The organism is Streptomyces sp. UC4497 (assembly GCF_054871485.1).
In genome coordinates this window covers 91,683-104,095 of sequence record NZ_JBTYHB010000003.1, presented here as the reverse complement: position 1 = coordinate 104,095, position 12,413 = coordinate 91,683, and the positions used below count along the sequence as shown (strand labels likewise).

Sequence of the window (12,413 nt, the reverse complement as noted above, 5' to 3'; positions counted from 1 at the left end):
CTCAGCAGCCCTTGCGGAGCGGCTCGATGGTGACCTTCGCCCGGTCGGCCTCCCCCTGCACCCTGCCGTAGACCGTGGAGTTGACCCGGAACCACTGGTCGTCCGCCGTGCGCTTGCCGCCCACGTCGTCGAGGCGGACGCACCAGTGCTCGGACCGCAGGACCCGCGTGTACTTCTCGGTGCCCCTGCGCACCTTGTGGCAGTCGCGGACCTTCTTCGTCGTGTAGTAGGTCTTGGTGCGGCCGTGGCTGCGCTTGGTGTGCCGGACCCTGCGGGTGTCCGTGTCGCACTTCTTCACCAGGTGCGGCCGGGTGGCGCGGGTCGTGCGGCGGGTCACGTGCCGGACCCCGTCGCGCACCCCGGTCACCTTGTCGGTGTCGTCCTGCCGCACGGTGTGGCTCCCGGTGTCCTTGCCGCCGCCGTGCCCCGAGGTGTCCTGCTGAGGACCACCCCCGCAGGCCGCGAGCGCGACCACCAGCACCATCGTCAGTCCGGCCAGGGTCGGGCGCCGCTTCACGGAGATCGCTCCTCTAGATGTACATGCCATTCGGAGCCAGCAGCCTATCCGAAGCGCCGCAGGTGACTGCCGATTCGTTATGCAACACCGGGGCGAAAAGGTCCCCTTGGATGTAGCTTGCCGTTCCGACGCATTCAGGTTGAATCGTCAACTCGGTTTGCCTACCAGAGGGAGCGATGAGCAGTCACATGCGGCAACTCGCAGTGCCCCGCCTGGCGCCTCCGTTGGAGTCGGGCGGACTTGCCGACTCGGTCTTCAGCGCCGCGCTGGAGGACCCGCAGCGCCCGCAGTTCTCGCTGCTCCGGGACGGCCGCCCGACGCAGGAGGTCAGCACCTCACGGTTCCGTGACGAGGTGATGGCCGTGGCCCGCGGCTTCCTCGCCGGCGGGGTCGGCGCGGGCGACCGGGTGATCGTGATGTCGCGCACCCGCTACGAGTGGACGCTGGTCGCGTACGCGCTGTGGAGCCTGGGCGCCACGGTGGTGCCGGTGTACCCCACGTCGTCCACCGAGCAGGTGCGGTGGATCCTCCAGGACACGGAGGCGATCGGCGTCGTCGTCGAGAACGAGCACAACGCGATCACGGTGGCCGCCGCGTACGGCGCCCGTACCGACCTGACCCGGCTGTGGGAGCTGGAGTCGGGCGGGGTCCAGGCGCTGATCGAGGCGGGCGCGGCGGTGCACCCCGACGCGGTGCACCAGTTGCGGGCCGCCGTGCACCCGCAGGACGCCGCCGTGATCTGCTACACGTCCGGCACGACCGGGCCCCCCAAGGGCTGCGTCACCACCCACCGCAATATCGCCGCCGAGGTGGACACCATCCTGGCGGGCTGGGGCGAGCTGTTCGGCCCGCCCGGTGAACAGCCCTCCACGCTGGCCTTTTTGCCGCTCTCGCACTGCTACGGCCTGGTCCAGGTGGTCACCGCGGTCCGCGGCGGCGGCAAGGTCGCGCACCAGCCGGACGCCTCGCCCGGCGCGCTGCTCCCCGCGCTCGCCGCGTTCCGGCCCACGTTCCTGTACGCGGTTCCTTACATCTTCGAGCGCGTCTTCGCCAAGGCACGTGTCAACGCCCAAGAGAGCGGCCACACCGCCCTGTTCGAGCGGGCCGTGCGCTCCGCGATCCGGTACGCGGCGGCGATGGAGCGGCACGCCGCGGGTGTGGGCGCGGGGCCGGGCCCCCGGCTGCGTCTGACGCACAAGGTCTACGACCGCCTGGTGTACTCGAAGGTGCGGGCGGTGTTCGGCGGCCGGCTGCGCAGCGTGGTGTCGGGCGGCTCGCCGCTCTCCCGCGACCTCGCCCTGTTCTTCGAGGCGTGCGGCCTCCCGGTCTACAACGGCTACGGCCTCACCGAGACGAGCTCTGCGGTCACCGCCCAGCCGCCCGGCGCGCCGCGGCCCGGCACGGTCGGCAGGCCGCTGCCCGGCAACGCCGTGTTCATAGCCGACGACGAGGAGATCTGGGTGGCCGGCGATGTCGTCTTCGCCGGCTACCACAACAATCCGAAGGCCAACGAGTCGGCGCTGCGCGACGGTTGGCTCGCCACCGGCGACCTGGGGCACCTCGACCCCGACGGATATCTGGTCATCACGGGCCGCAAGAAGGACATCATCATCACGAGCGCGGGCAAGAGCCTGTCGCCGCAGACCCTGGAACAGGAGCTGTGCGCCCATCCCCTGATCTCGGGATGCGTCGTGATCGGCGACAACAGGCCCTACGTCACCGCCCTGGTCACCCTCGACCCGGAGGCCCTCGCCAGCTGGCAGGGCCTCAAGGGCCGCGCCCTGGCCTCCCCCGAGGAGGCGGTCACCGACGAGGAGCTGCGCGGCCACATCCAGCGTGCGGTGCGGCGGGCCAACTCCCGTGTCTCGCGCGCCGAGTCGATCCGCGCGTTCCGCATCCTCCCGCACGAGTTCGGCGCGACCCAGGGCCTGCTCACCCCTTCGCTGAAGCTGCGCAGGACCGCGATCATGGAGACGTACGCGCGGGAGGTCGAGGAGCTGTACGCGGCGCGGTGAGCGCCGCCGCGTACACCTCCCACCGGTCAGGAGGCCGTCGGCGTCCAGTCCCCCAGCCAGTCCGCGACCTCCTGCTGGGCGGCCTGCGCGTCGCTCAGCTGCGGCCGGTCGGCGCTCGCCGAACCGGCCCCTTCGCCGGTGTTCTTGTACTCGGCGAACCGGTCGTCCTTCCACGAGAAGCCGCCCATGTCCGTCCACGGCTTCGCCTTGATCGCGGCGCCCAGCGTGGAGTTGCGGACGGTGGCCTGCGGGTCGAGGGAGGCGTCGCCGCCCGCGTGCCAGTTGCGGCCGAGGTGGAAGCTGCCGGCGGAGACGTCGCCGCTGATGGTGGTCCGGTTGACGAGCAGGCCCTTCTTGCCCGCCGCGGTGCTCGGCGCCATGACGTACCCGGCCGACGTGCCGTCCCACCGCTTCTTCAGGGTGATCACGGACTGGTCGATGACGGCGGTGGCGCCGCCGAAGATGAAGTCGACGTTGCCGACGACGTACGAGTTCTTCATGTAGACGCGCTTGCCCGCGCCGTCGAGCAGCAGCGTGTCCTGGTCGCCGCTGGTGATGACCGAGTCGAGGAAGACCTTGTCGGCGCTGGTGCGCAACGCGACCGCCTGCGCGGCGATGGAGGTGTCCTTGCTCTCGTCGTAGTCGTTGCTGACGCTCAGGTTGCGCAGTTGGGTGTCGGCGGCGAGGACGGTGACGGTGGCGCTGCCCGAGGTGCCGTACGTCGATCCGTCCGGCTTCTTCGTACCGGCGGCGTGGCCCTCGACGAGGACGGTGGACTTGCGGCTCGAACCGGTGCCGACGATCGTCACGTGCGGCTTGTTCGCCGGGACGGTCACCGTGCCGCGGTACGTGCCCGGCGCGACCTTGATGTCCACGCGCGCGGTGTTGTTCGCGGGCACGGCGTCGACGGCGGCCTGCACCGTCTTGTACTGGGCGCTGCCGTCGGCTGCGACGGTGAGGGTGCTCGCGGCGGCCTTCGTCTCAGCGGTCGCGCTCGCGATCCCGATCGAACTCCTCGGTCCCACACCGGACTTGAGCAGGCCCGGCACGTCCGCCGCCTTGTCCAGCGTGTAGTCGTAGAAGTCGGACGGGGTGAAGGCGGTCCCGCCGCTCTCGTTGCGCCCGCTGGTGCCGGAGAAGACGCTGCCGCGCTGCACGAGGGTGGCGGTGTCGTCCTTGATGACGGGGTTGTTGACGCCCTGGAAGTAGCTGTTCTCCAGGACCATCTTCGTCCTGCCGCGCGAGTAGTTCCCGTACGAGGACGTGATGTCGGTGCCCGCGTCGTCCTGCAGGTAGTTGTTGTAGAGGTGCGCGTGCGCGGCGTTGTCCGTGGAGGGGTTGCGCTGTTCGGTCTCGCGTATCCAGTTGTGGTGGATGGTGATGTCGGTGACGACGTTCTCGGTCCAGCCGATACCGAAGGCCTTGTTGTCGTTGCTGAGCTTGTTCCAGGAGACGGTGACGTTCGTCGAGTCCTTGCGGACGTCGATCAGCCCGTCGGCCATCCTGCGCAGGTCGTTGTGGTCGATCCACACGTGGTGCGCGCCGTCCATCTGGATGGCGTCGAAGTCGTGGTCCTTGTCGTTCCACGTCCCCTGGTAGGAGTCGCGGATCGTCAGGTTGCGGATGATGACGTTGTGCACGCCGGTGCCCAGGAAGAAGCCGCCGCCGACGATGTGCCCGGCGGTGCCGGCGCCCACGATGGTCTTGTCGGAGGCGACCTTGATCTCCTTGCCGACGGGGTCCATCTTGATCTCGCCCGCGACCACGATGACGTAGGGCTTGCTCGCGGTCGCGTACTTCTCCAGGTCGGCCAGGGTCTTCACGGTGACCGTCTCGCCACCGCGCCCGCCGTACGTGCCGTCCTGGCCCTGCGCGTCGACGGACGCGAAGCCGTCGGCGGTGTCGTCGGCCCACGCGGCGGCGGTCGCGGCGTCGGTGGTGGCGGCGCTCGCCGAATCCGCGCCGTCCGCGCCGAGGAACCCGCCGCCGTAGGCGAGGGCGGCCGCGGCGGCGACGGCGAGCGGGGCGCCTGCGAGGAGAACGGTCCGGCGTCTGCGGTGCCGGGGCTTGCTGCGGGTGTCGCTCATCAGCTGATGCACTCCGTACGTGGTGGGGGAACGCGCGCCGGGTGGCACGTGCCGGAATGCTGTCGCCGCGGGTGGTGGGAAAGGTTGCCGGGGCTTTCCATCACGGCGGCCCATGCGGCCTCTGGTGCGGCGGTGAGCCGGGCATTTGGAGCCCCTGCGGCGATTGAGCAGCGGGGTCCGGGGCAGAGCCCCGATCTTTCAGCCCCGCCGGCGATTGAGGCGCGGGGTCCGGGGCAGAGCCCCGTGACCGCAACCCCGTGAGACCGCCATGCCCTCTGTCACACCCCGATGCGAAGATGCTGGAACCGGCCGGAACCGGATCCGGCAAGAGAAGGGCGGGCCCGATGGGACGCAGTGAGCGGGAAGCCGTCGCAGACGGTTCGCGCCTCCACGCCGCCGTACGCGGCCTGCTCGACGACCACGCACGGGCCGTGCAGAACGTGCGGGACGCCCTCACACCCCTCCTCGACGAGTCCGTCGCCCGCGTCCTCGACACCATGCCCGTGGCCCGGCTCCAGGAGGCCACGGACGGCCGCGTCCGCGTCGGGCTCGTGGAACGGGACGGCCTCCGCACGGTCCGGCAGGTCCTCGACGCCGGCCCCGCCCGCCTCAACCAAATCCACGGCGTGGGCCCGCAGACCGCCACGCAGCTGCTGGCCGCCGCGGGCCGCCTCGCCGAGCGCGTACGGCAGACGGCCGCCGTGCCGCTCGACGTGGACGCGCCGGAGCCCCGGACGACCGCGCTGGTCACGGCGCTGCACGTGCTGGTGGAGGCGGGCCCCGACGCACGGCACGCCGTCGACACCGCGACCGGCATCGCCCGCCGGCTCGGGCCGCTGCTCGACGAGGCGCGGCCCGCGGCGGGCCGGCTGCGGCTGATGTTCACCGGGCGGGCCCGGCGGGCGCGCGCCCTCGACGCCGCCGAGCAGGTGCGGGCCGTCGTCGCGGAGGCCGAGCGGGCGGGCACCGGGCCGCTGTTCGCGCAGGCCTCGGTCGACCTGCTGCGCGGTCCCGCGACGGACGTGGCGGCGTGGGTCGACTTCGAGGTGCGCTCCGCCGAGTACTACAGCGTGCTCGGCGAGATCTCCGGTCTGACGCCGGACAAGGACGCCGCCGAGGGCTTTTTGCCCGCCGACATCGCGGAGCAGGTGCGGACCCAGCAGCTCGACGAGTCGCGGCTGCGGGTGTCGCTGCGCGGCTACCAGGCGTTCGGGGCCCGCTTCGCGCTCGCGCGGCGCCGCGCGCTGCTCGGCGACGAGATGGGGCTCGGCAAGACGGTCCAGGCCATCGCCGCACTGACCCACCTGGCGACCGAGGGGCAGAGCCACTTCATGGTCGTCTGCCCGGCGAGCGTCCTCGTGAACTGGACGCGGGAGATCGAGGCCCGCAGCGCGCTGCGCGTCCTGCCGGTGCATGGCTCCGACCGGGTCGAGGCCTTCGCGGACTGGAAGGGCCGGGGCGGTGTCGCCGTCACGACGTACGACGCGCTGCGCGGCCTTCCGGCGCCCGGCGGCGGCGAGGTGGGGATGCTCGTCGTCGACGAGGCGCACGCGGTGAAGAACCCGGAGACGCTGCGCTCGCAGGCGGTGGCCGAGTGGGCGGGGCGCTGCGAGCGGGTGCTGTTCATGACCGGCACCCCGATGGAGAACCGCGTCGGCGAGTTCCGCAACCTCGTGCGCGTACTGGATCCCTCGCTCGCGGACCGGCTCGACAAGGAGGACGGCCTCGCCGGTTCCGTCGCCTTCCGCACGGCGGTCGCCCCCGTCTATCTGCGGCGCAACCAGGACGACGTACTGGCCGAGCTGCCCAGCCTCCAACACACGGACGAGTGGGAGGAGTTGAGTTCCCAGGACGAGGCCGCCTACCGGGAGGCCGTCGCGTCCGGGAACTTCATGGCCATGCGCCGGGCGGCGTACGCGCACCCGGCGGAGTCCGCCAAGCTGGAGCGGCTGCGCGAGCTCGTCCGGGACGCCGCGGAGGCCGGGCTCAAGGTCGTCGTGTTCTCCAATTTCCGCGACGTGCTCGGCGCGGTGAAGAGCGCCCTCGCCACCGAACCACCCTTCGGCGGCCCGGTGTTCGGGCCGCTCACCGGCAGCGTGCCGCCCGCGCGCAGACAACTGCTCGTCGACGAGTTCGCGGACACCGATGGGCCGGCCGTCCTCGTGTCCCAGATCCAGGCCGGAGGCGTCGGGCTCAACATCCAGGCCGCCTCGGTGGTGATCCTGTGCGAGCCGCAGATCAAGCCGACCCTCGAGCACCAGGCGGTGGCGCGGGCGCACCGCATGGGTCAGGTCAGATCGGTGCGGGTGCACCGCCTCCTCGCGACCGGCGGCGTCGACGAGCGGCTGGTCAAGATACTCGCCAACAAGTCCCGGCTGTTCGACGCGTACGCCCGGCGCAGCTCCATGGCCGAGGCGACGCCCGACGCCGTCGACGTGTCCGACGCGGAGATCGCGCGCCGGATCGTCGAGGAGGAGCAGGCGCGCCTCGGCACGGCGGAGGACTGACGCGTCAGTCCTTCAGGGCCTTGCGGATCGCGTCGTACGCCGGCTTGTGCTGGAGGTTCTCGTCCCAGGGCAGGGCCGCGCCCTCGCCCTCGAAGACCGCGGGGATCCACGAGTGCCGGTCCGAGTAGCCCCACACCGTGATGCCGACGCAGCGCTTCACGGCGAGGCAGGCGTCGGTCACCTGCCCGTACCAGTCGGCCTGTTGGGCCAGCTTGGTCTGGTCGGCGGGGAGGATCATGCGGATGTCGAGCTCGGTGATGGCGACGTCGACGCCGAGGTCGGCGAAGCGCTGGATGTTCTGCCGCATCTGGTACGGGAAGCCGTACTGGAGCGCGAGGTGGGCCTGCATGCCGAAGCCGTCGATGGGCACGCGGTCGGCCTTGAGCTGCTTGATCAGCGCGTAGTACGCGTCGGACTTCGCGCCCGTGCCCTCGACGTTGTAGTCGTTGAGGTACAGCTTGACCTTGGGGTCGGCGGCGCGGGCCCAGCGCAGGGCGTCGGCGATGTAGCCGGGGCCGAGGGTCTTGTAGAAGATGTTCTCGCGGTACGTGCCGTCCTCGTTCATGATCTCGTTGGCGACGTCCCAGGCGAAGACCTTGCCGCGGTAGTGCTTGACCACCTTGGTGATGTGGTTCCTGAGGATCGAGCGGAGTTCGTCGGCGCTCCAGGTGCCGGTGGTCAGCCAGTCGGGCAGCTGGCTGTGCCACAGGAGGGTGTGGCCGCGGACCTTGAGCCCGTTGGCGCGGGCGTAGTCGACGATCTCGTCGCCCGCGGTGAAGTCGAAGACGCCGCGCTGGGGTTCGGTGGCGTACCACTTCATGCCGTTGCCGGGCGTGGTCTGGCCGAACTCGGTACCGAGGAGGTCGGCGTACGGGGCGTCGTCGAGCTCGGGGTTGTCGACGGCGGCGCCGAAGTAGCGGCCCTGCGCGCGGGCGAGGTCGTGGAGGGTGGCGGAGGCGCCGGGCTTCTTGCCGCTGTCGGGGGTGGCGGCGGCCGGGACGGTGGCGAGGCCTCCGATGAGCAGGACGGCCGTCGCGGCGGCGAGGGCGGCGGATCTGATGCGGGTCGTACGCATGGCGGATCTCCTCAACTGAACGTTTTTCACGGGTGGTTGAGTACGTCACTTCACAGGTGGTCGAGTACGTCACTTCACGCGTAGCTCGCAGCGCATCCGGCGGTCGTGGCCCACCTCGCGGACCGGGCCCGTGAGGGTGAGCGGCACCGTGTGGTGGACGTGTTCGCTGGACGCGGCGACGCGCAGTTCGAGGGCGCCGGGTTCGACGAGGCGGCGGCCGTCGGCGCCGGTGTACGCGGCGAGGTCGGCGGGGAACGTGGCGTGGACCTCTGCCGAGGCGCCGGGGTCGAGGGGGACGCGGGCGTACCCGACGAGCCGGGCCTCGGGGCGGGCGACGGTGCCGACCGGGTCGTGGAGGTAGAGCTGGACGACCTCGGTGCCGGGCCGCTCGCCCGTGTTGCGCACGGTGAGCTTCAGCGACACCTCGCCGTCGGTGCCGAACTCGGGCTCCTCGCACTGCGGGGCGTCCCAGGCGAACGTGGTGTACGAGAGGCCGTGGCCGAACGGGTAGAGCGCGGTGGGGTCGATGTTGCTGGGCCCGCCGTGCCGGCCGAGCGGCGGCGCGAGGTACGCGGCGGGCTGGCCGCCGCGGCTGCGCGGCACGCCGACGGGGAGGCGGCCGGACGGTTCGACGCGGCCGGACAGCACGCCCGCGACCGCCGCGCCGCCCTCCTGCCCGGGGAAGAAGGCCTGGACGACGGCGGCCGCCCGGTCCGCCCAGCGGCCGAGCGCGTAGGGGCGCCCGCTGAGGACGACGATGACGGTCGGCACCCCGGAGGCGAACGCCTCGTCCAGCACCTCGCCCTGCCCGTACGGCAGTTCCAGGTCCTCCGCGTCGCAGCCCTCGCCCGACGAGCCGCGCCCGAACAGGCCGGAGCGGTCCCCCACCACGGCCAGGCAGATGTCGGCGCGCGCGGGGTCGGTCACGAACTCCGCGCCCGGCAGCTCCGCGCGCAGCGCCTCCGCGAAGGTCGGGATGTCGACTCCGGTGGGCAACTCCGGGTGGTTGACGCCGACGTGGCGCGGGAACGTGTAGCAGCCGAGCATCGCGGCCTGCTCGTCGGCGAGCGGGCCGACGAGGGCGACGCGGAGGGCACCGGTCTCCGGGAGCGGCAGCAGGCCCGAGTCGTTGGCGAGGAGCACCACGGATTCCTGCGCGACCTTGGCCGCCAACTCCCGCATGTGGGGCGGGTTCAGGTCGACCGGTTCGGCCGAGGGCTCCGGCTCGCCCTCCTCCGGGTCGAGCAGTCCCAGTTCGCACTTCTGCGTGAGCACGCGCAGCGCCGCCCGGTCGAGCAGTTCCTCCGGGAGGCCCTCGCCGGTCGCGAAGCAGTGGGCGGCGGGGAGTTCGACGTCCACGCCCGCCGCGAGCGCGAGTTCGCCCGCCGCCGCCGCGGATGGGGCGACCCGGTGGGCGGATTCCAGGAACGAGATGCCGAAGTAGTCGGAGATGACCGTCCCACCGAATTGCCATTCGTTGCGCAGGAGTTGGGTGAGGAGCCCGGTGTGCGCGTGGGCGGGCAGGCCGTCGACGTCGTTGTACGCGGCCATCACGGAGCGGGCGCCGCCCTCGCGCAGCGCCATCTCGAACGGCGGCAGGACCACATCGGCCAGCTCGCGCGGCCCGAGCGGGGCGGGCGCGTGGTTGCGGGCGGCGCGCGAGGCCGAGTAGCCGGCGAAGTGCTTGAGCGTGGCGACGATCCCCGCCGCTTCGAGGCCGCGTACGTAGGCGGTGCCGATGGTGCCGACGAGGTAGGGGTCCTCGCCGATCGACTCCTCGGTGCGGCCCCAGCGTGGATCGCGTACGACGTCGAGGACCGGGGCGAGGCCTTGGTGGATGCCGACCGTGCCCATGGAGCCGCCGATCGCCCGCGCCATCTCCGTGATCAGGGCGGGGTCGAAGGTGGCGCCCCAGGCGAGCGGGGTCGGGAACACGGTGGCCTGCCAGGCCACGAAGCCGGTCAGGCACTCCTCGTGGGCGAGCGCGGGCAGCCCGAAACGGTTGCCGGCGCGGATGCGGCGTTGCAGTGCGGCGAGGCGGGCGGCGCCTTCGGTGGGGTCGACGGGGACGGTGCCGAAGGGCCGGGTGAGGTGGCCGAGACCGTACGGGAGGAGGGCGTCGAGGTCCGCGCTCTCGGCGGCGTACTCGTGCTGTCCGGGTGCCACGGCGGCCTCGGCGTCGGAGCCGATGGCGGCGCCCAGCCACACGCTGGACAATTGCGCCGTCTTCTCCTCGGCGGTCATCCGGGCGAGCAGGTCCGCCGCCCGGACGTGGGCGGGAAGGGTGGTGTCCTGCCAGGGCTGAGCCATGGATCTCCTCAAGTGCGGTGCAGATGGTGAAGGGGGTTCGGGACGTCAGCCCTTGTTCGGGACGTCAGCCCTTGGTCGCGCCCATGGTGATGCCGCCGATCAGCTGCCGTTCGGCGACCGCGTAGAAGGCGAGCGCCGGGACCATGGCGAGGACCAGGTAGGCGAAGACGCGGGCGATGTCGGCGGCGTACTGCCCCTGGAACTGCTGGACGCCGACGGGGATCGTCCACCAGGTCTCGTTGCTGAACACCAGCAGGGGCAGCAGGAAGTTGTTCCAGCTGCTGACGATGGCGAGGACGGAGACGGTGCCGAGCGCGGGGCGCGCCATCGGCAGCAGAATGCGCCAGAAGAAGCCGAAGGGCGAGCAGCCGTCGAGGGTGGCCGCCTCCTCCAGTTCGCCGGGGATCTGCCGGAAGAAGCCGCGCAGGATGACGATGGTGATGGGGAGCCCGAACGCGGCCTGCGGCAGGATCACGCCCCACGGGTTGTCGAGGAGACCGAAGGTGCGCAGCAGGACGAACAGCGGCAGGATCGCCACCGCGAACGGGAACATCAGCCCGATGGTGAAGAGCGTGAACATCAACTCCCGTCCCCGGTAGGCGAATCGGGCGAGGGAGAACGCGGCGAGGGCTGCCGTTCCCACGGTCAGGACGGTCGTCCCGACGGCGACGAGGGTGGACGAGCCGAGCATCCGCCAGAACGAGCCGGAGGCGAGGATGTCGGTGTAGTTGGACGTCACCCAGGGCGAGGGCAGGCCGAAGGGGTTGCTGGAGAGCTGGTCGGTGGACTTGAAGCCGGACACGAGCGCGTACAGCAGCGGTGTCACCATGACGATGCCGACCAGCCAGACGATCACGTACAGGGGCACTTTGCCGAAGCGGCGGCGGCCCACCGCGCTGGGGGCGGTCATCGGGTGGCTCGCATGTTCGTGAGGGCTCCTTCGGTGTCGCGGCGCAGCACGAGACGCTGGTAGGCGAGGGCGAAGACGAGGCTGATGAGGAAGAGGGCGATGCTGATCGCGCTGGCGTAGCCGATCTGGTAGCGCTTGAACCCGAACTGGAACAGGGTGATGGCCATCGTCTCGGAGGCGTGGTCCGGGCCGCCCTGGGAGGTCACCCACACCAGGTCGAACAGCTGGATCGCGCCGATGATCGACAGGAACACGCTGATCCGGATGGTGGGGGCGAGCAGCGGCACGGTCACGTGCCGGAAGCGCTGCCAGGCGCCGGCCCCGTCGATCCGGGCGGCCTCGTGCAGTTCGGGCGGGATGCCCTGGAGGCCCGCCAGGTACAGCATCATGTGGAAGCCGAAGAACTTCCAGGTCATCACGAGGAACAGGGTCGGCATGACGGTCGACTGGTCGGCGAACCACAGGCCGCCGAGCCCGTCGAGACCGACCGCGCCGAGCACGTTGTCGGCGAGCCCGTCGTCCGGCGCGAAGATCATGGAGAACAGGACGCCGGTGATCACCTCGGACAGCACGTACGGGGCGAAGAACAGCATCCGGTAGATCGCCCGGCCGCGCAGCTTCTGGTTGAGCAGCACGGCCATGGCGAGCGCGAACGGGAGCTGGACGAGGACGGAGAAGCCGACCAGGAGCAGTCCGCGCCACAGGTCGCCGAGGAACACCGGATCCTTGATGAGGCGGCTGTAGTTGGACAGTCCCGTGTAGTCCGAAGGCGAGCCGAGTCCGCCCCAGTTGAAGAGGCTGACGTACAGCGCGTACATGATCGGCGCGAGGACGAGCGCGCCGAAGAGGATCAGCGCGGGCAGGGTGAAGGAGAAGGCGGTCAGCCAGTCCTTGACGCGCCGGGCGAGCGGGCGCCGGTTGCCGGGGCCGGGCTCCGGCTCCTTCACGACGGGCTCGGCGGCGTCCTTGACGTAGGTCGAAGTCATGGTCTC

At 71.3% G+C, this 12,413-nt stretch carries 8 protein-coding genes; 2 read left to right on the top strand and 6 right to left on the bottom strand.

Translation table 11 applies throughout. The features are described from left to right. Position 1: 1 nt before the first annotated feature. A complete protein-coding gene (locus ACYSUO_RS05510; RefSeq protein WP_461774848.1) occupies positions 2-517 on the bottom strand; it encodes a hypothetical protein in 516 nt (171 codons plus the stop codon). A 188-nt stretch (positions 518-705) separates the two neighbouring features. On the opposite strand from ACYSUO_RS05510, the gene ACYSUO_RS05505 reads away from it, so the two are divergent. Next, the gene (locus tag ACYSUO_RS05505; protein ID WP_461774847.1) at positions 706-2,532 is read left to right on the top strand and encodes an AMP-dependent synthetase/ligase; all 1,827 of its coding nucleotides are present in this window, start codon (positions 706-708) and stop codon (positions 2,530-2,532) included. Between the two features lie 26 nt (positions 2,533-2,558). Here the strand turns inward: ACYSUO_RS05505 and ACYSUO_RS05500 are convergent, their stop codons facing one another. Then, positions 2,559-4,619 carry a pectinesterase family protein gene (locus tag ACYSUO_RS05500; RefSeq protein WP_461774846.1) on the bottom strand — a complete coding sequence of 687 codons (2,061 nt, stop codon included), beginning with the start codon at positions 4,617-4,619 and terminating at the stop codon, positions 2,559-2,561. Positions 4,620-4,963: 344 nt separating this feature from the next. On the opposite strand from ACYSUO_RS05500, the gene ACYSUO_RS05495 reads away from it, so the two are divergent. Further along, positions 4,964-7,126, top strand: a complete 2,163-nt coding sequence (locus ACYSUO_RS05495) for a DEAD/DEAH box helicase (RefSeq protein ID WP_461774845.1) — start codon at positions 4,964-4,966, stop codon at positions 7,124-7,126. A gap of 4 nt (positions 7,127-7,130) precedes the next feature. On the opposite strand, the gene ACYSUO_RS05490 is transcribed toward ACYSUO_RS05495, so the two are convergent. The 4 genes from ACYSUO_RS05490 to ACYSUO_RS05475 all read right to left on the bottom strand — a co-directional run bounded on the left by ACYSUO_RS05490 (position 7,131) and on the right by ACYSUO_RS05475 (position 12,407). Further along, positions 7,131-8,201: an endo-1,4-beta-xylanase gene (locus ACYSUO_RS05490; protein ID WP_461774844.1), complete on the bottom strand. Its 1,071-nt coding sequence runs from the start codon at positions 8,199-8,201 to the stop codon at positions 7,131-7,133. A gap of 69 nt (positions 8,202-8,270) precedes the next feature. Further along, on the bottom strand, positions 8,271-10,511 hold the full coding sequence (locus ACYSUO_RS05485) for a glycoside hydrolase family 3 N-terminal domain-containing protein (RefSeq protein ID WP_461774843.1): 2,241 nt from the start codon (positions 10,509-10,511) through the stop codon (positions 8,271-8,273). Positions 10,512-10,575: 64 nt separating this feature from the next. Then, entirely contained in the window at positions 10,576-11,421 is an 846-nt protein-coding gene (locus ACYSUO_RS05480; RefSeq protein ID WP_403720395.1) for a carbohydrate ABC transporter permease, read from the bottom strand. Next, positions 11,418-12,407, bottom strand: a complete 990-nt coding sequence (locus tag ACYSUO_RS05475; RefSeq protein ID WP_461774842.1) for a carbohydrate ABC transporter permease — start codon at positions 12,405-12,407, stop codon at positions 11,418-11,420. The genes ACYSUO_RS05480 and ACYSUO_RS05475 overlap by 4 nt, the downstream gene beginning before the upstream one ends. Positions 12,408-12,413 lie beyond the last annotated feature (6 nt).